This is a genomic window from Psychrobacter sp. AOP7-C1-14 (assembly GCF_052376135.1).
Classification (GTDB): domain Bacteria; phylum Pseudomonadota; class Gammaproteobacteria; order Pseudomonadales; family Moraxellaceae; genus Psychrobacter.
The window spans coordinates 158,188-179,314 of the sequence record NZ_JBQSVH010000001.1 but is presented as its reverse complement, the minus strand read 5'-3'; the positions used below and the strand labels follow the sequence as shown (position 1 = coordinate 179,314).

The following is a 21,127-nucleotide window of genomic DNA, read 5'->3' as shown; positions in this document are numbered from 1 at the left end:
CTTTACTGATTTAGAACTGTTTAACGAATGCGACACCGTATACCCAAGGGCTGATATCAACTTCACCGATATCGTCACCGTTTAGGCTTGCATCTGTTTTGATGTCCATATAACGGGCATCGATACGGAAAGCTTCGGTAGGAGCAAAAGGAATATCAAGACCAACATGACCAGCCACGCCAACGCTATCATCAAGCTCTAAATCGTTACCATTACCAAGGTAGATTCTTTCTTTGAAAAAAGTTGTGTAGTTCACACCAACACCAACAAAAGGCTTCACATTCATAGGTAAATCATAGCCATCGAAGTGATACTGCACAGATAGAGTAGGTGGTAGATGCTGCGTTTCTGCATCAATTTCGTTACCAGCATTATCTGTTAGGGTAATATCATGATGAAACGGAATAGCAGCTAGTAATTCGACACCAACGTTGTTAGCGATAAAATACTCACCGCTGATAGTTGCACGGATGTCGTCGTCAACTTTTACAGATAAAGTATCGTTAGCTAATTGACCATTATCACTTTTTGGATCAACCATGTGTGCGCCAGCAGCAACAGACCAAGTACCAGCAGGGACAGCAAAAGCAGTTGTCATTGTAAGTGCAGCAGCAGTTGCTAAAACTAGGGATTGTAGTTTCATCATTTAATTCCTTAACGTAATAAAAATTATCAGCAGTTCTCTAATGAGGGATGGCATTAGCTACTGATACACAATGTCATGATTAGTATCTAACCTGTAACACTTGCTCTCTATTATAGTACGAAAATCATTGTTACTGGTAAGGTTTTAAGCATAAAGTAGCAATATTTCTGCAATAAATTACATTTACATGTAATTCAGTTGTCTACAGTCTATAATTGAACACAACAAAAGCTGCTTCTTAAGTAAGGGTCATTGACGTGAGTCGGTATCTCTTATTTATGATTCAATAAGAGGTGCAATATATTATGCTTGGCTATTGCAGTAACTCACCTCTACGCTGTAAGAATGCGTGTACTATGAAAATATTGAATCAGTCAGATGATTGTTGCCCTGAATGTGATTTGTTTTTGATACCTGCGCAAGATATTAGCCAGCAGCTTCGTGCTGATGAACAGTTCTTAAGGTTCTTTATCCTGCTCATTGTGTTTATACTGCTGGTATCGGTCTATATTTATTACCTGTATTTTGTATAGCTGATAGTTCTGGCTAGTAATAGACAAGTCAGTACTGAAATGAGGCGCTTCTGATAAAAATCACGGATGATTGCTGCAAATATATCCTATGTTCTGTGATGAAAGTTTGATTTTTATTGTTTGACCGTTGTTTTATTCTACTAATATTAAATCGGTATTTCACCGCATAGGGCTGGCATGTTATTCCAATCTATACGGCGCTTGCGTCATTTTGTTTATGATATTTTACAAAATGAAGAACATGACACATTATTTAGCCGTTACGTCGATTATTTTCTCATATTTTTGATCATGACTAATGTAGCCGCTGTAATAGCGGAGTCTGTCGATCAGTGGTATTACCCTTACCAAAACTACTTCACACTATTCGAAAATTTCTCCATCGTTGTCTTTTCTATTGAGTATTTACTGCGCCTATGGAGTGTGGCTGAAGCTAAGCCCGATAATACAACGTGGAAACAGCGTTGGGATTGGCTCAGAAGTCCATCAGCATTGATTGATTTAGTGGCTATCGTGCCAGCCTTTTTGAATTTCTTTGTCAATATTGATTTGCGTTTCTTGCGTATTTTACGCTTATTTCGAATCCTGAAATTAACCCGTTATTTTGCGTCAATGCGTATCTTGCTAGTCGTAATTAGCAAGGAGCGAGGCTCATTTCAGGCCGTTATCTTTATTCTTATTATTATGATTGTGACCGCCTCTAGCGGTATTTATCTAGTGGAGAATCACGCACAGCCAGATGAGTTTGAGTCCATACCTAAAGCGATGTGGTGGGCTGTGGTGACACTAACAACCGTAGGCTATGGAGATGTTACGCCAATTACGAATGCTGGTAAAATATTGGGTGCTATCATTACGATACTGGGTGTGGGTCTCGCCGCACTACCGGCTGGTATTCTAGCGACGGGATTGGCGAATGAGTTGGCTCAGCGGCGTGAGGAGCTTGAACAGCATTTTCGGGAGCAATTGATTGATAGTGACTTTGATCTGGTACAGAATCAGATGATGATCGATAAAATTCGTCGAGAGCTTGGGTTAGATAAGGAACAGGCACAAAATATCGTCCTACAGGTACTTCGAGAGCAAGAGCTTGAGCGGCGTGAAAAAGAAGTTGAGACGCGTAAAAAGAAGTTCTGTCCAAATTGTGGTGAAGTTTTATAGGTAAGAGTCAGGTAATTTAGAGCGGATAGGTTTTTAGCAGTTAATTACGTGAACGTTTCAACCACAAAAAGAGGTCTTGTATTTGCATGGTACAAGACCTTTTTCAAGTGCGGTTACTAGCGAACTTTATATTCCCTGAGGGATAGGCAATGCACGCGCTAACTCATGAGCCACTTCTTGTGCTGCACCTGCTAGTTCTTCCGCAGACAGAGGTAAGTTCTGCAATGTCAAATGCCAGTCATCAACAGATCGACGCAAGTGCGCTACCCATAGCGTGGTGCAGTCGCGTGGGAGCTGCTTTAGGTTCACCTCAAAACAACGATTTCCTTCATCGTCACTCAGATGAATTTCGCCTTTTTTAACCCTAGAGAACGAATGACCATGATATGAGTTGGCCATTAAGCCAATATGATTGATATGAGCGGGTATTTTCTCAAGCTCTAATCTGATTTGCTCTTGATCAAGTGGGGCAAGATACATAGCTTGTTCACCGCGATCTTTACCATTTAAGCTGTCTCCTTGATGCTTGACCGACTCAGCTTTATCCCGTAATTGCTTAAACCAAACGATGTCATTGATGACGCAGTTATCATCATATAGCACGCACGCCAAATCAATATCCATTGCACTTTGATTCTTCTTGAAGCGTTTAAACAGACCTTTGGGTTCAATTTTGGTAAATTCATAATTGAGCGCAAAAAACAAAGTTCCCGTGTCTAGTCCCAGTCCTCGTAAACTATCTGACAGCAGCGGTGTTGGAGCAGTGGTCGACATAACTTTCCTTTTTTATTCTTAATTTTTAACTGTTGTATAAATTATTGACTACTCACATGAGTATGGCTAATGTAAGCCTATCTCATATTAGTAACATCACTTGCTGCTTACTGTCGAAGATTTATCTAACACTGCTTGATAGAGTAGCTCAGGTTTAGCGTCTAATAAGCCACTACCAAATCCACGTAGCCACCAGACTAGCTGTGAGGTTAAGTTAACAGTAGCTTTTACAGTCAGGGTATTATCGTCATTTAGCGTCACGGTTTGATCGTCATTAAGCTTACTTTCGGTCAGACTTTTACCGGCTTGCCTAGTAAATCTAAGCTCAACAGCAGTATTCTTACCACGCTCGTCCAACTCGCCAAACAGTGGATGACTAAAGCCCATACTGCCTTCATCTAAGTAGGTATCGAGTTGAAAGTTTTCTGGCGTTTTTGCAGCAGTCTCGAGAATATCAACACTATCAAAACGATGTAAGGCAAAGGTGCGAATGGTAGCTTCTGGGTCATCAGTACGGGTTGCCAGTAGATAGATGATCACGCCGCGCTGAATAATAGCGATTGGATTTAGGATGTATTCACTGGCTTGTAATTTGTTGCTACGAGTATAACAAGCATGAATCTGCAGCTGATAAAATAGCGCGTGGTAAATATTGTCTTTACTATCCAAATCTATATCTGGTGCGATAAGTGGCTGTGTAGCAGGTTCAATCCGAACTCTGTCTATCCAAGAGTGAGTTACTTTGCTGTTTTTGAGCTGTCGCCGTGCTAAGTCAAACCAAGGAAACAATTCATCTAAGATGACAGGTGGCAGTAACTGGGTTAGATTGGCCTCGACCATATTAAAAGCAACCGCTTGTGATAAGTTCATATGCGGTAAACTTTGTAATGGTGCGTCTTCTTTCCAGCGCCAACCTTGTGGATTGGCATTATTTTTTTCGATAGGGAAGCGTTTGGCGAGTGCATTCAAATCACGTTGGACAGTACGTAGACTGATATCAAAGCCTGCCATCATCAGCTGCTCATAAATATGCGTGGTGCCTACCCAGCGATTGCGCTGTAGTTGTGATAGTACCTGCCATTGCCGAGCAGTCGTTGCTGCACCATGTCGATTGTCACTGACATTGGTGGCATTGGCCTCTTTTGAGGTATCAGTGTCTACAGCTGCAAGCGCATCTGCCTGCTCGCTAGGGTTGGACTGAGCTTGGATATTGTCAGCATCAGTAAGATGTACAGTCATTAAGAGATACCCTTTATGAAGTTACAATTCGGTTTCTGGCACAACATTGTTCGATCAGGAACCGTTAATCATCGCAGAAAAGCAGCGTAGCGTCTAGCGACGTTCATATATGCATATATTTATTTGATGGTTGCTGTTCGATCTAGCCAGAGATATAGTAATGGTTCTAGTCGAACAGCAATATACGTGCGTATCGGTTGTACCGATTAAATTTTAGTTGTTATTCCCGTCGATAGCATTTGTCTCACTACCGTTTAGGGTATCATCAATAGGCACAGCATCGCTTTGCTTACTACTTTCCTCGCTGCCTTTGCCATTATTTTTCTCACCTTTACGCTTTTCTTTTATTCTCTTACCTTCTTTCTTTTGACGTTTTTCTTTACGCTTTTTCTTCGCTTTCTTTTTGGTATTCTCATCATCGATATCATCACTGCTTTCTTGGTTTTCATCCCATAGCATCAGACGGTCTAATACTTTGCCGAATAAAGTATCTTTACGATAACGGCCTTTTTTATTCGTGGTGTCGATGGGCAAACCAGTCATCAGCGTTAGGGCCTCACTTAGAGTATAGACACCATAGATATGAAATTTGCCTCTATTTACTGCATCGATTATATCGTCACGTAGCATCAGTTGTTTGACATTAGCCATCGGAATGACAACGCCTTGATCGCCTGTTAGCTCTTGCTCGCGGCAGGCGTCGAAGAAACCTGCGATTTTAGCATTGATGCCGCCAACTGCCTGTACTTCACCTAATTGGTTCATAGATCCAGTAATTGCGAGAGACTGGTTGATTGGGACGTTTGCTAATGCGGATAGTAACGCACAGCCTTCGCTAACGGTGGCACTATCACCGTCGATTTGTGCGTAGCTTTGCTCGAATGCGAGTGAGGCACTAAAGTTCAGCGCATGGTGTTGACTGAACAACGCTCGCAAATAGCTGGTCATAATCAGCATGCCTTTAGCGTGTAAGCTACCGCCCAGGTCTACATCACGCTCAATATCAAGAATTTCACCTGTGCCAATATTAGGCTGAATGACCGCAGTAAGCCGTGCTGGCATGCCAAACTCACTATCGGCGTAACTAACCACGGTCAAAGCATTGACTTGTCCGATAGCATCGCCCTGTGTTTGAATCAGCTGCTGGCCATTTTTAAGCTCATCCCAGTACAGATCGCGCAAATATCCTGAACGCTCATCCATGTCATCGATTGCTTGAGTGACATGATCTGCCGTCACCATAGCCTCATTATTTAAGCGAGCGTGACGGTTTGATTCATGCAATAGCTTAATCAATAAATCACTGTGTAGGCTTAAGCGATCTTGTTCTTCAGCTTGCAGGCTTAAATGCTCAAGTAGTGTGGCCTGTGCACTGCTATCAAACGGATAAAGGTCGGCATAGTCGATGATATCGGCCATTTTTGCGACCAATGCCAATTCATGCTTAGTGGTACGAGGCACATCGTCATGAAAGTCAGCTCGGACTTTGAATACTGCATCAAATTCAGGCTCAAGCTCTAGCAGCTCGTAATATAAATCTGCTTCACCTAACAAAATAACCTTGATATCTAAATTAATAGGTGCTGGTGAGAGAGACAAGCTACCTGTTAGCGTCAGCATTTGCTCAAGGCTTGACAGTTTTATTTTTCGTGATTGTAATGCGCGCTTTAGGCCTTGCCATGCATAAGGATGTTCAAGTACGTGGCTGGCTTCTAATAATAAATAGCCGCCATTGGCGCGGTGTAGAGCACCTGCACGAATCATACTCACGTCAGTGGTTACTGTGCCTAATTGGGTGATTTGCTCGACATGACCTAGCAAATTGAGATGGGTAGGCAAATCCTCAAAGACCACGGGCGCACCACTGTCAGGTGCGTGACTGACGATAACATTGACCGCATAACGACTGGGTGTCGTAGCCAATACTGCCGTCACAAACTCTTCATCATCGCCATTGACGATACGCTCTACGTGCGTGACCATATCATCGAATACAGCCTTAAGATATGCTACGACAAGTGGATGAGTCGCAAATTGCTCATAAATAGGGGTAAATAACGGCTGTAGAGCACGTTGGGCAATACTACGATGTAGCGACTCGATCTCATCGTTGGCTTCGTCTTCTAGTTGTTCTAAAGCGATGGTCAATTGACTTAGGCGCTTTTGCATATGGTTCTTTTGCACGAAGTTATTTAGTTCAGCTTCATATTCATTATTACCATATGTAGAGTCTTTATTTTCCTTACGATCATTATTTTCGTCGCTCAAAATGTTGGCTTTTTCGCTACCATCGAGCTTTTCTGAATCTTTACGATTGCTAGGTATTTTTATTTGCTCGTTATCATCGCTATTGCTTTCTGTAGGCAATTGACTAGGGTGAACAAATACTGCTTTATTATCGAACGAGCGAAACGTTAATGCTAGGTCATACTGTTTACCTTCAGCATTAAGTGCGTCATAGGCATGACTTTCTTTTTGATGAGTACTGTTTTTGATGGCTTCGATTTTACTTTGGTATTGATCACTACGAAAGCGTTGGCTTAAACGTTTTTTCGCTTGCTGCCATAAGTTATTAACCTGCTGTTGTAATAGCGAGGCTTGCCCAGCTGGTAAACGCAGTGCCAAAGGTGTACGTGGATCAGTGAAATTATGCACGTATACCCAATCATCTGGCGTCGGGGCATCAGCGGCAATACGCGCTAATAGACGACTAATGACAGTCCGCTTGCCCAAGCCGTTTTCACCTGCGGCAAACACATGATAGCCACTGGCTTTAATATCCAGCGCTGTATGTAATGCTTTAAGCGCACGTTGTTGACCGAAGCTAACATCTAAGTCAGGCGCAGTACGGGTGTCTGTAGGCAGATCATCAGGGTCGCTATAGCGTTTTAATTGCTCAGCTGAAATGCGACAATTTTGCTGAACTTCTATGAAAATAGGGTTTGGGGTATCAGGTGCTGTTTGCTTAGTGTTTTTTGAGTCGGTAGTTGGGAGTGCCATATTGTTAGCGTCTTTTGATACTTGCGATAGAGGTGTATAGGGTTGTTCTGTCATAGGCGTTTGGAAAATCATTTTAAAAAGTATTAAAGGAATATAAAAGATGGTCGGTTCTTTCTGGTCATGCATATTCTGAGTTTTTTATAATCAATCATGACATCTTACAAGATATAGTCATCTATTAGCGAAGTCATTAAGCGCAGTTTTGTATCATATTTAGAAAAATGATTGAGTAAAACTGGTAAAAAACAAATGACTTAATCAGAGAATTGGATGTAATCAGAACAGAATAACGCCTCATAATAAGCGTAGATAGTATAAGATGTCCCACATTGGCGCAATCTGCAACTATTCAATGGGCAGACTGCATGATAAAATAAACGGTTCACAAGTCAAAACTGGATAACTCGTTGTATGTCAGCTTCCGCTAAAAACTCTTCATTGTCTGCTAGCATGGGTAATATCAATATTGATCCGACTGGTTTCGTAAAGCTTGGTTCACAATTGCCAAAGCTAGCCAATATCTTGGCGCAAGCGATAAATGAGCTAAGTCTATCGTTAAGTGAAACACAGCAGCGCACGTTATTATTATACTTAGACCAGCTTTTATTATGGAATAAAGCGTATAATCTGACCGCCATCACTGATCCAGAAGAAGCGCTGATCAAGCATGTGATAGATTGTCTGTCTATTATAACGCATTTGCCTGCTGGATCGTTGTTAGATATCGGCACGGGAGCAGGGTTGCCGGCAGTTATTATTGCCATTTGTCAGCCTGAGCGTCAGTGTACTGCGCTTGATAGCAATCAGAAGAAAATTCGTTTTATTAAGCAAATCAGCAGCGAGCTTGGCTTGAGTAATATGCAGCCAATCGCGTCGCGTATTGAAGCGCACGAAGCAAGCTATGCTGTGGTGACATCAAGAGCGTTTGCCAGTTTGATAGATTTTGTAGAAGTAGCGCAGCCAAGATTAGCAGATAGTGGTTTCTTATGTGCTATGAAAGGCAAAGCGCCGAGTGAAGAAGAGCTGCGAGCACTCGATAGCGATTGGCATATCAAAACCATTAAACTGACGGTGCCACGTTTGCATGACAGCCGTCACTTAATCGAAATGTCTGCTAAAGATAGTTAAGCCATGAATACTTCGCAGTCATGAAACAGTCGCTGTTTTTTGTGAAACACAGTTTACGTCTGTATCTAAATGACATAGTATTTAAAAGCATTTAAAATGCTCGACTGCAAACTGAGCGTTTTAGACCATAACCTGCTTGTTTTTAAATGCTGAGTGAGTGCAGCTGTATAAGATTAAATAAAAATAATCGTACCAACCGAGTCAAAAGTAATAGTCCCTAATAAAATTGAGTGAGTGTATGGAAATCATAGCAATTGCGAATCAAAAAGGCGGTGTGGGTAAAACCACAACGGCAGTAAATTTGACCGCCAGCTTGGCTGCTAAACGCAAGCACGTACTGCTGATTGACTTAGACCCACAAGGTAATGCGACCAGTGGTACAGGTGTTGATAAAAACGAGCTAGAACTTACCATAGCGGACGTTTTGCTGGATGGCGTGGCATTGTCTGAAGTAATTGTCACTAGCCCCGCAGGATTCGATGTTATCGGTGCCAATCGCGATTTGGCTGGTATGGACATTACATTGATGAGCAAGACGGACAGTCATGAGCTATTCAAAACTGCGATGGCTGAACTAGTGAACGATCAGGTATCTACGCAAAAACAGCCATATGATTATGTGATTATCGATTGTGCACCTAGTTTGAATCTGCTGACGATTAATGCGTTGGTTGCTACAGATAGTGTGATTATCCCTATGCAGTGTGAGTACTATGCACTAGAAGGGCTAGCTGACTTATCACAAACGATTGAACGTCTAACAGAATTAAATCCTAAACTATATATTCGTGGTGTGGTTAGAACGCTATTTGATGCGCGTAACACGCTTACCCGTGATGTGTCTGCTGAGCTAGAAGCACATTTTGGCGATATCATGTATAAGACACATATTCCAAGAAACATTCGTTTAGCAGAAGCACCTGCGCATGGCTTGCCAGTTATTGCGTATGAGAGGTGGTCAAAAGGTGCACGCGCGTATCAAAAGCTGGCCGCTGAAGTGATGAAGCAAAGTAGCTAGCTTTTAGCTAAAATCTCTCACAAAGGATTTTTAGATAAAGAGCGTCACTGGTCACGATAATGAATGAACAGTATAAATATAGAGCACTTAATATTGTATTTAGTAAGCCGTATCAGTAATTAATTGGCTTTTATTTTAGCGTTAGAGGATAGGTAATCATGGCGAAGAAAAGAGGGTTGGCTGCTAATCGGGGCTTAGATGCCTTATTAGGGTCAATCAAAAAAGAAAAGCAAATTACCGCCTCTGCCTTGCAAGACGATATGACTGTGCGTGATAGTGCTGCGCCAGATATCAATGAGCCTGTAGATACTGTGTCGGTAGATATAGCACCTGATGCTAGCCCGACAAAAGCCAGTAAAAAATCAACTGCAAAGACTACTGACAACGATGCTACTAGTGAAAATAGCGCTCGCGCGCCACGTTCATCTCGTGCTACTAGCAAAGCGACGCTCAACAAATCGCGTGGCAATAGTACAGATACGAGTGCTACCGAAGACCAGATTAGCCTTGTACAGATTGATGTGACACTGTTGCAAGCGGGTAAATACCAACCTCGCAGGGATATGAGCGAAACGGCACTTGCAGAGTTAGCGTCTTCTATCGAGCAGCATGGCGTGATGCAACCTATCGTTATCCGCCCGCTATTGGCAAATGAAGACAAGAGTGAAGCATTTGTTACTCACGAAATTATCGCTGGTGAACGCCGCTGGCGCGCAGCAAAAATGGCTGGAAAAGCGGTTATCCCCGCGATTGAGCGTGCTTTATCTGACGAGTTGGCAATTGCACTGGCGTTGATTGAAAATATTCAGCGTGAAGATTTATCAGTGATTGAGCAAGCAGCAGCGTTGCAGCGTTTTCATACTGAGTTTGGTATGAGTCACGCCATGATCGCCGAAGTCGTTGGCAAGGCACGTACGACGGTATCAAATTTGCTTCGTTTAAATCAGCTGCATGATACAGTGAAAGATCATTTAGCCAATAGTGCGCTAGATATGGGGCATGCTCGTACGCTTTTGGCACTATCGTCTGAACAACAACCTATCATCGCGCAAAAGATTATCGATGGCGGTATGACCGTGCGAGAAGCTGAGAAATTGGTTAAATCAATCTTGCAGCCAGCGCCCAAAATCAATCGTGCTGAACAAGCGCAGTCTCGTGATGCCGAGCGCTTGACCCAAAGATTGACAGACATGCTCGGTGCTGAAGTCAAACTAAAACACAAAAAAGATGGTCAAGGTAGTGTTGAGATATTTTTCCACAATCAAGATCAGCTGGCGGCTTTGATTAAACACATAGAAGCTCAGGCTTAATAACGTTAGTGAGTTAGTTGTAGCTATTCAGATGCTAAATCGCCACTGTAGTAACTAATTTGTAGTGATTGTTTTTGCAAAAATATGGAAGAGAGTGAGTATGTGGGAGTTGGTAAAAGCAGGTGGCTGGCTGATGACACCTATCGTTGTCTGTTCTATATTGGCATTAGTCATCATCATCGAGCGTAGTCATACGCTACAATTTAACAAAGTCGCTCCTAACAGGTTGCGCGAACAGCTAATAACTCGTTTACGTGAAAATGGCGATATTGGCCGCACGCAGTTAATGAATGTAAAAGAAAAGACTGCGCTTGGTGATATCTTGGCAACGGGTTTGCTCTATCGTGAATATGGGCTAGAGTCGATGACGATGCACATGCAAAATCGTGCCAGTGTACAAGTTCATCAGCTAGAAAAGAATATCAATATGCTAGGTACTATCGGTGCGATTGCCCCGTTACTTGGCTTATTAGGTACGGTATTAGGTATTATTTCTTCATTCCTGGCGATTACCGATGGAGCAATGCAGGATCCAACGATGCTGGCCGCTGGTGTGTCACAAGCCTTAATTACCACAGCTGCTGGTATGATTGTTGCTATCCCTGCGCTTGTTGCTTATCGTTATTTTCAGCGCCGTATCATTGATATTAATGCTCAGTTTGAGACTCAAGCAGGGCTTATGATCCAAGAATTGTACGATTATCAGTTGTTTGCTAGCACTCAGGCATCTCCATCGTCTAGTCATATGGTAATAGAAGATAGTCTTGTACAAGACCGTTCATTTAGAGAGTTAAGTTCAGATAAAACTAATATCGCGGCAGTATAGTAAATGCGGTTTTAAAGATAGAAGTCTTGAGCCTATAAATGGTAGCTGAATTAAAGAGATTGATATGCGTTTTAGAAAACCAACGGTTGAACCGCTTGAAATTAATCTAACACCGATGATTGATTGTTTACTGTTTTTGATTGTATTTTTATTACTTGCTACCTCATTCAATCATTTTAGTCGTTTAAATATTATCCTTCCTGAAGCGGAAGGTGTTGCGCTGACAGAGCAAAACAATAGTATCGAAGTAGCTGTGCAAGAAGATGGCAGTTATTTGGTTAATGGTATTACACTTGCTAGTAGTAATGAGGCTGAACTAACCAGTATGTTGCAGCAAGAGGCGGGCAGCAATCGCGATATGTTATTTGTTATTGCAGCGGATGCCAACGCGACCCATCAGTCTGTGGTACGAGTGATGGATATCGCCGGAAAGCTCGGATTTTTAAACTTAAACATCAGTACAGTGGTACCACTTGGCCAAACTTTACCGCAGTAATATATACAGTCTCACCACTATAAAACTGTGTGACACACAGTCCATTCATACCACGATACCCAAATTGAGGCTTTTATGAGCCAAGCTTATTTACCTGACTCTAAAAAATCTTCTGCTAAAAGCGCATCAGCAGTATCGCCCGTTACGCCTAAGAGTAAAACGTTACTACGCTTATTAAGGTATTTGAAACCTTATTGGTGGGCGCTACTATTGACCGCTTTAGGTTTTGCGATTAATGCAGGGACAGAGATTTGGACTGCCAAGCTTCTGCAATATATTACAGATGCTATCAATCAGAATGATCAAAGCAAACAAGCTCTGTTTCCGCTACTGATTATATTGCTATTCTTTGTGCGCGGGGTCGGTAGCTTTTTGGGTAACTACTATTCTGCATTGGTCTCACGCAATTTGGTCTATGAACTACGCGTAGAAGTTTTTAACAAATTACTGCGCTTACCGAGCTCGTTTTATTTGGCCAATCCAGCAGGTACGATTTCATCAAAATTGATATTTGATGTTGAGCAGGTCACAGCTGCCAGCACCGACTCAATGAAAACCTTGCTACGTGATGGCTTGACCGTTGTTGCATTGATTGGTTTTTTGTTTTATAGCAATTGGCGGCTAACGCTTATTCTATTTGTTGTATTGCCTCCGATACTATGGTTAATTCGCATTGCGTCAAAGCGCTATCTTAAGCTTTCTAAAGGTATTCAAGAGACGATGGGTAGTGTCAGTCATATTACCAATGAAGTCATCGGTGGCTATCAAGTAGTTAAAAACTACGGTGGACAATCATACGAGTCAGCACGTTTTGATAAAACATCAAAGAAAAACTTACGCCAAGGTATGAAGGTGGTTGTTACCAATAGTATTAATACCCCAGCCGTACAGCTATTAATGGCGATGGCGATGGCAGTAGTCATCTGGCTTGCACTGAGACCTGCAGTGATAAATGATATTTCAGCAGGTGAGTTTATCTCTTATATTGCAGCAGCAGGTTTATTGAGTAAGCCAGTACGTTCACTGACTGATATCAATCAGAAGCTGCAAAAAGGTCTGGCTGCTGGCGAGTCAATTTTTGCGTTACTTGATGAACCAGAAGAAGAAGATACAGGTACGATTAGTAAAGCACTATCAGGGCAAATGTCGTTAGATAATATTAGCTTGGTATATCCAGACTCGACAGTTGCTCTACGTGACTTTACCTTGAATATTAAAGCAGGCGAGACAGTTGCACTGGTGGGGCGAAGTGGCGCGGGAAAATCGTCATTAGTCAATTTATTAACACGTACTCTAGAGACGTCTTCAGGACAAATCACATTAGATGGTATGCCGATTGAAGATATTAAGTTAAAGAGTCTACGTGCCCAGATTGCGATGGTGAACCAGCAAGTCGTACTGTTTAACACCACTGTATTTAATAATATTGCTTACGGCGGTTTAGCTGACAAGACTCAAGCTGAGGTGGAGCAAGCAGCAAAAGACGCCTTCGCTCATGATTTTATTATGAAAATGCCAAACAGCTATCAGAGTGAAATTGGTGCTGAAGGATTACAACTATCGGGCGGTCAGCGACAGCGACTATCTATTGCTCGGGCGTTACTAAAAGATGCACCGATTCTCATTTTAGATGAGGCTACCAGTGCGCTTGATAACGAATCAGAGTACTATATTCAGCAAGCGCTCGATAATGTGATGAAAGACCGCACCACATTGGTCATTGCTCATCGATTGACAACTATCGAATCAGCTGACCGTATTGCTGTGATGGATGGCGGACAGATTGTTGAGTTGGGAACGCATGATGAGCTAATGCAGCTGCAAGGTCACTATGCGCAAATGTATGCTCGAGATTTTGAGTAGTCAGTTTAGAAGTTTTCAGCCAATTTTTACGTAGCGATGAACCAATAAGATAAGCGATATTGATTAATGAGTATTGAAACCACAATTACCCGCGCATGGCAACGTCAAGCTGTTTGGTTGTGGTTGTTGCTACCTATCAGTTGGTTGTACGGTTTTATCACCATGCTGCGTCGTCAAGCTTTTAAAATTGGACTGTTATCGAGCTATCGAGCACCTATTCCTGTGATGGTTATTGGTAATATCAGTGTGGGCGGCAGCGGTAAGACGCCGCTGATTATTGCTCTGGTTACTTATCTACAAAAAAAAGACGTTAAAGTAGGGATTATCAGTCGCGGGTATGGTGGTGATACGAGTCAAATGCCTGCATTGGTTAGTACCACCAGTTTACCCTATGTCGTAGGAGATGAGCCGTGCCTGATAGCTCATATGACAGGCGCTGCTATGGCAGTGTGCCCCAATCGCCAGCAAGCGATTGCTACTCTGTTACATGCAGAGCCCGATTTGCAATTGGTGATTGCGGATGATGGTTTGCAGCACTATGCACTTGAGCGGGATATCGAATGGATTGTGGTAGATGCCGCCCGTGGGTTTGGTAATGAACAACTACTACCAACAGGGTTTTTACGTGAGCCACTGTCACGATTAGAGGGTGCAAATGTTATTTATCATGAAAAACCAGATACAGATTTAACTCGGACTTCTATAAGTGGTAATAAGATACAGTCTGCTGATCGTTTGACCATGCACTTACAAGCTGATGAGTTACAACGTTTATGGACCCCTACATCGAACGATGCTCAATCAAATAATATTAAACCTGCTAATAATAGCCGAGTCCATGCTGTTAGTGGTATCGGTTATCCACAGCGGTTTTTTGATACTTTGGAATCTATTGGTTTTGAGGTCATAGGGCATCCATATCCTGACCATTATGATTTTAGTTTAGCTGAGCTTTTGCAGTATGGTGGTCATCCTATCATCGTGACCAGTAAAGACGCGGTGAAAATTAGAGCATTATTGGCAGACTATACAGCGACACAAGTACTCAGTGAACAGTATGTAGAGCTTGTCAGTAGACTGTGGGTATTACCGGTAACGGCTATCCTATCTGAGAATAATTACAATAATCTAGATGAGCAACTAAAGGCGCTAGGGATTTGTATCGACCATGATATGAATAAGTCAGCCTCATTATAGATAACCACTAATATTTTAAATCGCCTTATAATTTTGATAGGAACATACCATGTCGTTTGCTACCACACCCGCCAAAACTCATATCGTGATTCCTGCACGTTTTAAGAGTACACGACTACCTGGTAAGCCATTGCTAAATATTCATGGTAAGCCGATGATACTTTGGGTAGCAGAAAAAGCGCAAACCGCTATTTTTGCTGATGATATGTGTATAGCGACCGATGATGAGCAAATTGCAAAAGTTTGTACTGATGCAGGCTTTGATGTCGTTATGACCAGTAGCGAGCATGCGTCAGGTACAGATCGCCTGGCAGAAGTAGCAGCTATTAAAGGCTGGGCTGACCATGATATCGTGGTGAATATGCAAGGAGATGAACCTCTTGTACCGCCGTTGCTTTTGGAGCAAGTACAGGCGCTTTTGTTAGCGGACGAGGATAGCGTGATGGCCACACTGTGTGAGCCTATCAATGATTATGATACGTTCCAGCGACCATCGGTAGTAAAAGTAGTTAGTCAATATGCTGACAACTTACAGCGTGCGCTGTATTTCAGCCGCGCTCCAATTCCTTGTGATCGTGATGTGGTATTAGCTGATAATAATCAGATGCAATTACCAAATAACGCCTATCGCCATTTGGGTTTATACGCTTATCGTGTCAGTCTGTTGCAGCAGTTCGTAGACTGGCCACAAACCCCACTTGAGACACTCGAGAGTCTAGAGCAGTTGCGTGTTTTAGAAAATGGTCAGCATATCGCTATCGCAGAAGCTGCCTGTCAGTTACCAGCTGGTGTCGACACACAAGAAGATTTAGACCGTCTAAACGCGATGAGCTTAGATAACTTTCAAAATCCTAATAAGTAATAATCTTAGCAAAGTTGCGTACGATTCTAAGTTTCCTACAACTCTAAAGTATCGTTGTCGTGGATATACCTGAAATACCTAATCAATGTGATAAAGCCATAACCATGAATAATCTGACAGGAAATATGGACGCACTAGATAACACAGACCGTATGTATTTTGGGCCACTATTACCATGGCAAAAAGTATTGTGGTTGCAGTTGACCGAGCGAGTACTTAAGCAGCAGTCTTTGCCGCATGCATTGCTCGCGGCTGGTATGCAAGGTATGGGCAAACGCGCCTTTGTATGGAGATTGGTCGCCTGGTTATTATGCCGTGAGCGAGGTGCACATCCGCTAGGTGCTTGCGGAGTGTGTGAGAGCTGTCAGTGGCTTAAATCGGGAACTCATCCGAGCTTGCAAGTATTGCCATTCATTAGTATGCCGACCAGTACGGATAGCGATACGCCTCAAAACAAATCAAGTAGCGCAAAAGATAAAAAAAGTGCCAAAACCACTAGTAATAGTGCTCTTAAAATCAAAATAGATGATATTCGTGCCTTGCAGCCTTTTATTTATCAAGGCGGGAATGGGATACGTATCTGTGTGTTAGATCACGCCGAGCAAATGACGGTAGCTGCTGCTAATGCACTGCTTAAAACATTGGAAGAGCCGCAAGCACAGGTGCATCTGTTTTTGATTAGTGATACGCCTGCTCAGCTACTACCAACCATTAAAAGTCGTGTACAACAATTGGCATTACAGACAATTGAGCCAACTGTTGCTATTGACTATGTGACGCAGACGTTAGGTCATACGATTAACCGTGAAGCTGTTGGCACCGCTGAAATTAAGCAGTTACTACAATTGGCCAATGGTGCGCCGTTAGCTGCTATAACCTTAGCGCAAGCACCATGGTATAGCAAGCGTAGCCTATGGCTGACCACGTGGCAGGCACTACGTAGTGGTAAACGTAGTGGTGTGGCGGCAAGTGATTATTGGCAGGGACAGCTCGATATCAAAGAATTTATACAACTGTCTGAGCTGATGCTCCTTGATATACGCCGTGTCTGTTTGGGGATCAGTGAGCTACAAAAGGATGTCAGTCTATCGACGATATTGGCTGCTTATCAACCTACTGATGGCAGGTTAGCGGCTTTTGCCAATAGCATACAGCAGACCAAAATCGAACTGCAACAAAATGTGCAAGAAAAATTTGCCTATGATAAGCTAATGCAAGAGTTGGCAAGCTTATAGAGCCGTGCTTTAACGCTTAATTAGTGTTCGAAAATCTGCCATCATTTTTATCTATATGCTATCAGTTATTTATACAAATACATTAGACTCAGTTGATAAAGGAAGCTGACTATGGCAATGCCAGGACGTGGCGGGATTTTAACCTGTCATTATGAAACTATCGAAATATTGTATGCCAGCTATTTGTCATTTGTCAGTAATGGTGCTTTATTTGTACCGTCCGATAAACCTCAGCAATTGGGTGATGAAGTGTTTATTGCTATCACGCTACCCAACTCTAGTGAACGTCTACCAATGAATGGCAAGGTTGTTTGGATTAACTCTAAGACTCAAGGCATTCGCCCAGCAGGGTTTGCTGTGCAAATTGGTAGTGATGTCTCTGGTCAGAGAATTAAGAATGAAGTTGAGCGTTTGTTAGCTGGAAAAATTGATAGCTTGCAATCGACTTATACTATGTAATATCTAGGTAGTATCTAGAAACCACATCTGTATCTTTAATGACTTTGACTGTGGTTTTTAAGTTATTAATATAAAAAAGCAGCCTTATTGCTTAGTGAGGCTGCTTTTTAGATCTAGTTTACTTAATTTTTTATAGTAGTAGGCGCTAGTATTTTAATAGCGAGGCGGTACATACATATCATCGGGGATAGGTTCGCGATAGTACTCATCGTCGCGTTTACGCTCTGGTAGTTCAACTTCATCGCGAGGGACTTCTTTATAGGGAATTTGGTCAAGTAGGTGAGCGATACAATTTAGTCGCGCACGTTTTTTATTATTGCCTTCAACAACCCACCATGGTGCCTCAGGTATATGGGTACGCTCAAACATGGTTTCTTTCGCCTTGGTATAATCTTCCCAGCGCCGCCGTGATTGTAAGTCCATCGGTGAGAGCTTCCACTGTTTTAATGGATCGTGAATACGGCTCATAAAGCGCGAATGTTGCTCATCGTCAGTAATAGAAAACCAGTACTTTACCAAACGAATTCCTGAGCGTACTAGCATGCGCTCAAATTCTGGTACCGATTGAAAAAACTCCTCATATTGCGCGTCAGTGCAAAAGCCCATAACTCGCTCAACGCCTCCGCGGTTGTACCAGCTACGGTCAAACAGTACGATTTCACCTGCTGCTGGCAAGTGCGCCACGTAACGTTGAAAGTACCACTGGGTTTGCTCGCGCTCGGTGGGAGCAGGTAGGGCAGCCACTCTGCATACGCGTGGGTTTAATCGTTGGGTGATGCGCTTAATAGCGCCGCCTTTACCAGCAGAGTCACGACCCTCAAATATCACAACGATACGTTCACCACGTGCAACTACCCAGTCTTGCAGCTTGATAAGCTCGCGCTGTAATCTTACTAACTCTTGAAAGTAGGTGCGCCGATTTAATCTTTCTTGTTCGCTCATCTCGCGTCCATCAAAACGGAAATCACGTACGTAATCATCTATCTCGTTCTCTAGCTCTTCATCATAAGTATCGATCAGGTCTTCTCGCATCTTACGATGCAATTCATCATTAAATATTTCTTTATCCATACGAGCGACAAAGCTGGTTTGTTCAGTTGAACTAAGCTCTTGTTGCTCTTGCGGTGTTAACGGTGTGGGTTCGATGGCTGACGGGATCTTACTCATAGAAGCTCCTCATGAATATCGTTATTGTTTTATTATTACCTCTCTTTACTTTAGCATATCTATTTCTCAAGCTATCGATTGGTCACGTTTTATTATTGTGTTTTTGAGTATTTTTAGTGCGTGTAGTACGGTCAAAACACTAGTTAGTACCAATGTAAAATCGCCACAGTCGTGACATAAAAAAGCACCCTCTAATGCGTAATTAGAGGGTGCCGTAAAAGTCTAAAAAAATTAATGCCTAGTTATGTAAGCTATCAGCTTATTTTTCTAGGATACAAGTTACACCTTGACCACCGGCTGCGCAGATAGAGATAAGTGCACGGCCTGAACCTTTTTGATCCAATAGTTTAGCAGCAGTCGCTAAAATACGACCACCAGTTGCTGCAAATGGATGACCTGCTGCTAGTGATGAACCGTTTACGTTTAGCTTGCTACGATCAATAGAACCTAGCGGTGCATCTAAGCCTAGACGCTCTTCACAAAACTTCTCATCTTCCCAAGCAGCTAGAGTTGATAGTACTTGTGAGGCAAAGGCTTCGTGAATCTCATAGAAGTCAAAATCTTGTAGAGTCAGACCAGCGCGCTCAAGCATGCGTGGTACCGCATAAGCTGGCGCCATTAGTAAGCCTTCTGTGGTGCCAGACTTACCGATGAAGTCTACCGCTGCGGTTTCTTGATGAACAATATAAGCAAGTGGCTTTAGACCGTGCTCTTTTGCCCACTCATCAGTACCTAATAGTACACAAGAAGCACCGTCAGTAAGCGGTGTAGAGTTGGCCGCAGTCATCGTTGGGTTGGCATTCTTTTTACCAAATACTGGTTTTAATTTACCCAGCTTTTCTAATGTAGTATCTGGACGCAAATTATTATCACGAGTCAGGCCTTTGTATGGTGTGATCAAGTCGTCAAAGAACCCTTCGTCGTAAGCGCGTGCTAGATTTTGATGACTGTTAAAAGCAAGCTCATCTTGATCTTTACGACTGATATTCCATTCAAGTGTAGTAATCGCCTGATGATCGCCCATTGATAGACCAGTACGTGGCTCACCGTTTTGTGGTGAATCGATTAAGTCTTTTGGATTTAGGCCCATGAGTGCTTTTAGACGTTGTTTATTGTCCTTTGCTGCACCAAGTTTGATCAGTACTTTGCGTAGGCCATCGCCGACAGCGATAGGGGCGTCAGACGTAGTATCTACACCACCAGTGATTGCTGAATCAATTAGACCAAGTGCAATCTTGTTAGCAGAAGCAAATGTTGCTTGCAGACCAGTACCACAAGCTTGTGCGATATCATACGTTGGCGTATGTGGGTTTAGCGCAGTATTCAACGCAGCTTCACGAGTAAGGTTGATATCACGGCTAAGTTTCATGACTGCGCCAGATACCACTTCGCCTACTGTTTCGCCTTGTAGGTTATAACGCTCAACCAAACCGTCTAAAGCGGCCGTCAGCATGTCTGTGTTGCTAACATCAGCGTATGATCCGTTTGAACGTGCGAATGGAATGCGGTTACCACCCAAAATAGCAACACGATTCAGGTTTGAAGCAGGCTTAGTTGCGCTAGTTTTGTTATTTGAAGCAGGTTTCTTAGCAGCAGTAGTTTCTACTTTTTCGTCGACAGCTGTTTCTTTTTTTGCCGTATCAGACTTTGTATCCGTCGCTTTAACAACCGTACTTTCAACAACAGGGCTATCTGGATGATTGTTTTTGTTACTCATAATATTATCCTTAAAAAGTATGGGTAGAAAAAATTGAGAGGTAATAATAAAAAATGATTAAATTCTTTTATACAAGCAAATATTATCATTTATTACGCAATGCAGCTGTTTCTCATAAGGCGTTTTTATGCACTTAATGTATCTCTTTAGCAAACTATGTGACGCTTATATAAGGTCAGTAGTAGATTGATGACCATAGTGCATCGTTCTAATAGACTGGCTAGTAAGAAATGTTAGCATTGCATAGCAGTATTTTTGATAATATATTGTTATCAATAATTAAGTATGCCATAACTTATAGGTCGGATTTTAACATGTTATAGTGGCGCTTAACGTTGCTAAAAGCGACTGGCTTGTATACTGACTTGTTTACAGATTGTTGTAGACATTGTCTGTTTTTGGACTTGTTTATAAGGGAAGTGTATAGTTAGGCTAGTTTTGAGGCGATTTACTAAATTTAAATAATTACGATGTCAATGTCTCTATATAATAGATC

18 protein-coding genes are annotated in these 21,127 nt (G+C 42.4%); 12 read left to right on the top strand and 6 right to left on the bottom strand.

Translation table 11 applies throughout. The features are described from left to right. Window positions 1-10: 10 nt before the first annotated feature. Window positions 11-643 (bottom strand): OmpW/AlkL family protein, encoded by a 633-nt coding sequence (locus tag ACT3QN_RS00730; RefSeq protein WP_444522129.1) that lies wholly within the window; start codon window positions 641-643, stop codon window positions 11-13. 359 nt (window positions 644-1,002) lie between these two features. On the opposite strand from ACT3QN_RS00730, the gene ACT3QN_RS00725 reads away from it, so the two are divergent. After that, entirely contained in the window at window positions 1,003-1,179 is a 177-nt protein-coding gene (locus ACT3QN_RS00725) for a hypothetical protein (RefSeq protein WP_444521949.1), read from the top strand. A 177-nt stretch (window positions 1,180-1,356) separates the two neighbouring features. Beyond that, window positions 1,357-2,340 carry an ion transporter gene (locus tag ACT3QN_RS00720; RefSeq protein ID WP_444519604.1) on the top strand — a complete coding sequence of 328 codons (984 nt, stop codon included), beginning with the start codon at window positions 1,357-1,359 and terminating at the stop codon, window positions 2,338-2,340. Window positions 2,341-2,466: 126 nt separating this feature from the next. Here the strand turns inward: ACT3QN_RS00720 and ACT3QN_RS00715 are convergent, their stop codons facing one another. The 3 genes from ACT3QN_RS00715 to ACT3QN_RS00705 all read right to left on the bottom strand — a co-directional run bounded on the left by ACT3QN_RS00715 (window position 2,467) and on the right by ACT3QN_RS00705 (window position 7,407). Further along, window positions 2,467-3,114 carry a TerD family protein gene (locus ACT3QN_RS00715; RefSeq protein ID WP_444521950.1) on the bottom strand — a complete coding sequence of 216 codons (648 nt, stop codon included), beginning with the start codon at window positions 3,112-3,114 and terminating at the stop codon, window positions 2,467-2,469. 96 nt (window positions 3,115-3,210) lie between these two features. Beyond that, window positions 3,211-4,353 carry a helix-turn-helix transcriptional regulator gene (locus ACT3QN_RS00710; protein WP_444521951.1) on the bottom strand — a complete coding sequence of 381 codons (1,143 nt, stop codon included), beginning with the start codon at window positions 4,351-4,353 and terminating at the stop codon, window positions 3,211-3,213. Between the two features lie 213 nt (window positions 4,354-4,566). Next, the gene (locus tag ACT3QN_RS00705; protein WP_444521952.1) at window positions 4,567-7,407 is read right to left on the bottom strand and encodes an AAA family ATPase; all 2,841 of its coding nucleotides are present in this window, start codon (window positions 7,405-7,407) and stop codon (window positions 4,567-4,569) included. Between the two features lie 357 nt (window positions 7,408-7,764). Between ACT3QN_RS00705 and rsmG the strand changes: the two genes are divergently transcribed. The 10 genes from rsmG to ACT3QN_RS00655 all read left to right on the top strand — a co-directional run bounded on the left by rsmG (window position 7,765) and on the right by ACT3QN_RS00655 (window position 17,747). Then, window positions 7,765-8,481: a 16S rRNA (guanine(527)-N(7))-methyltransferase RsmG gene (gene rsmG, locus ACT3QN_RS00700; RefSeq protein ID WP_444521953.1), complete on the top strand. Its 717-nt coding sequence runs from the start codon at window positions 7,765-7,767 to the stop codon at window positions 8,479-8,481. 238 nt (window positions 8,482-8,719) lie between these two features. Next, window positions 8,720-9,499, top strand: coding sequence for a ParA family protein (locus ACT3QN_RS00695; protein ID WP_444521954.1), 780 nt, complete (start codon window positions 8,720-8,722; stop codon window positions 9,497-9,499). Window positions 9,500-9,657: 158 nt separating this feature from the next. Next, window positions 9,658-10,809 carry a ParB/RepB/Spo0J family partition protein gene (locus ACT3QN_RS00690; protein WP_444521955.1) on the top strand — a complete coding sequence of 384 codons (1,152 nt, stop codon included), beginning with the start codon at window positions 9,658-9,660 and terminating at the stop codon, window positions 10,807-10,809. Between the two features lie 100 nt (window positions 10,810-10,909). Beyond that, a complete protein-coding gene (locus ACT3QN_RS00685; protein WP_444521956.1) occupies window positions 10,910-11,635 on the top strand; it encodes a MotA/TolQ/ExbB proton channel family protein in 726 nt (241 codons plus the stop codon). A gap of 64 nt (window positions 11,636-11,699) precedes the next feature. Then, a complete protein-coding gene (locus tag ACT3QN_RS00680; protein WP_057759437.1) occupies window positions 11,700-12,131 on the top strand; it encodes an ExbD/TolR family protein in 432 nt (143 codons plus the stop codon). A 75-nt stretch (window positions 12,132-12,206) separates the two neighbouring features. Beyond that, window positions 12,207-13,994 carry a lipid A export permease/ATP-binding protein MsbA gene (gene msbA / locus ACT3QN_RS00675; RefSeq protein WP_444521957.1) on the top strand — a complete coding sequence of 596 codons (1,788 nt, stop codon included), beginning with the start codon at window positions 12,207-12,209 and terminating at the stop codon, window positions 13,992-13,994. Between the two features lie 66 nt (window positions 13,995-14,060). Next, window positions 14,061-15,191, top strand: a complete 1,131-nt coding sequence (gene lpxK, locus ACT3QN_RS00670; protein ID WP_444521958.1) for a tetraacyldisaccharide 4'-kinase — start codon at window positions 14,061-14,063, stop codon at window positions 15,189-15,191. A 49-nt stretch (window positions 15,192-15,240) separates the two neighbouring features. Then, entirely contained in the window at window positions 15,241-16,053 is an 813-nt protein-coding gene (gene kdsB, locus ACT3QN_RS00665; protein ID WP_444521959.1) for a 3-deoxy-manno-octulosonate cytidylyltransferase, read from the top strand. A 104-nt stretch (window positions 16,054-16,157) separates the two neighbouring features. Next, window positions 16,158-17,288 carry a DNA polymerase III subunit delta' gene (locus ACT3QN_RS00660; protein WP_444521960.1) on the top strand — a complete coding sequence of 377 codons (1,131 nt, stop codon included), beginning with the start codon at window positions 16,158-16,160 and terminating at the stop codon, window positions 17,286-17,288. A 111-nt stretch (window positions 17,289-17,399) separates the two neighbouring features. Further along, window positions 17,400-17,747: a PilZ domain-containing protein gene (locus ACT3QN_RS00655; RefSeq protein WP_444521961.1), complete on the top strand. Its 348-nt coding sequence runs from the start codon at window positions 17,400-17,402 to the stop codon at window positions 17,745-17,747. A 153-nt stretch (window positions 17,748-17,900) separates the two neighbouring features. On the opposite strand, the gene ppk2 is transcribed toward ACT3QN_RS00655, so the two are convergent. Together ppk2 and ACT3QN_RS00645 are read right to left on the bottom strand one after the other, a co-directional pair. Further along, window positions 17,901-18,914, bottom strand: coding sequence for a polyphosphate kinase 2 (gene ppk2, locus ACT3QN_RS00650; RefSeq protein ID WP_444521962.1), 1,014 nt, complete (start codon window positions 18,912-18,914; stop codon window positions 17,901-17,903). Between the two features lie 259 nt (window positions 18,915-19,173). Next, window positions 19,174-20,631 carry an acetyl-CoA C-acetyltransferase gene (locus ACT3QN_RS00645; RefSeq protein WP_444521963.1) on the bottom strand — a complete coding sequence of 486 codons (1,458 nt, stop codon included), beginning with the start codon at window positions 20,629-20,631 and terminating at the stop codon, window positions 19,174-19,176. Window positions 20,632-21,127: the final 496 nt, after the last annotated feature.

Excerpts from the sequence above, each read along its gene's own strand:
- ACT3QN_RS00720 (WP_444519604.1), top strand. The coding sequence starts at position 1,357 with ATGTTATTCCAATCTATACGGCGCTTGCGTCATTTTGTTTATGATATT.
- ACT3QN_RS00730 (WP_444522129.1), bottom strand. The coding sequence starts at position 643 with ATGAAACTACAATCCCTAGTTTTAGCAACTGCTGCTGCACTTACAATG.
- ACT3QN_RS00710 (WP_444521951.1), bottom strand. The coding sequence starts at position 4,353 with ATGACTGTACATCTTACTGATGCTGACAATATCCAAGCTCAGTCCAAC.
- ACT3QN_RS00660 (WP_444521960.1), top strand. The coding sequence starts at position 16,158 with ATGAATAATCTGACAGGAAATATGGACGCACTAGATAACACAGACCGT.
- ACT3QN_RS00695 (WP_444521954.1), top strand. The coding sequence starts at position 8,720 with ATGGAAATCATAGCAATTGCGAATCAAAAAGGCGGTGTGGGTAAAACC.
- ACT3QN_RS00715 (WP_444521950.1), bottom strand. The coding sequence starts at position 3,114 with ATGTCGACCACTGCTCCAACACCGCTGCTGTCAGATAGTTTACGAGGA.
- ACT3QN_RS00725 (WP_444521949.1), top strand. The coding sequence starts at position 1,003 with ATGAAAATATTGAATCAGTCAGATGATTGTTGCCCTGAATGTGATTTG.
- rsmG (WP_444521953.1), top strand. The coding sequence starts at position 7,765 with ATGTCAGCTTCCGCTAAAAACTCTTCATTGTCTGCTAGCATGGGTAAT.
- ACT3QN_RS00690 (WP_444521955.1), top strand. The coding sequence starts at position 9,658 with ATGGCGAAGAAAAGAGGGTTGGCTGCTAATCGGGGCTTAGATGCCTTA.
- ACT3QN_RS00680 (WP_057759437.1), top strand. The coding sequence starts at position 11,700 with ATGCGTTTTAGAAAACCAACGGTTGAACCGCTTGAAATTAATCTAACA.
- msbA (WP_444521957.1), top strand. The coding sequence starts at position 12,207 with ATGAGCCAAGCTTATTTACCTGACTCTAAAAAATCTTCTGCTAAAAGC.
- ppk2 (WP_444521962.1), bottom strand. The coding sequence starts at position 18,914 with ATGAGTAAGATCCCGTCAGCCATCGAACCCACACCGTTAACACCGCAA.
- ACT3QN_RS00685 (WP_444521956.1), top strand. The coding sequence starts at position 10,910 with ATGTGGGAGTTGGTAAAAGCAGGTGGCTGGCTGATGACACCTATCGTT.
- lpxK (WP_444521958.1), top strand. The coding sequence starts at position 14,061 with ATGAGTATTGAAACCACAATTACCCGCGCATGGCAACGTCAAGCTGTT.
- ACT3QN_RS00645 (WP_444521963.1), bottom strand. The coding sequence starts at position 20,631 with ATGAGTAACAAAAACAATCATCCAGATAGCCCTGTTGTTGAAAGTACG.
- kdsB (WP_444521959.1), top strand. The coding sequence starts at position 15,241 with ATGTCGTTTGCTACCACACCCGCCAAAACTCATATCGTGATTCCTGCA.
- ACT3QN_RS00655 (WP_444521961.1), top strand. The coding sequence starts at position 17,400 with ATGGCAATGCCAGGACGTGGCGGGATTTTAACCTGTCATTATGAAACT.
- ACT3QN_RS00705 (WP_444521952.1), bottom strand. The coding sequence starts at position 7,407 with ATGACAGAACAACCCTATACACCTCTATCGCAAGTATCAAAAGACGCT.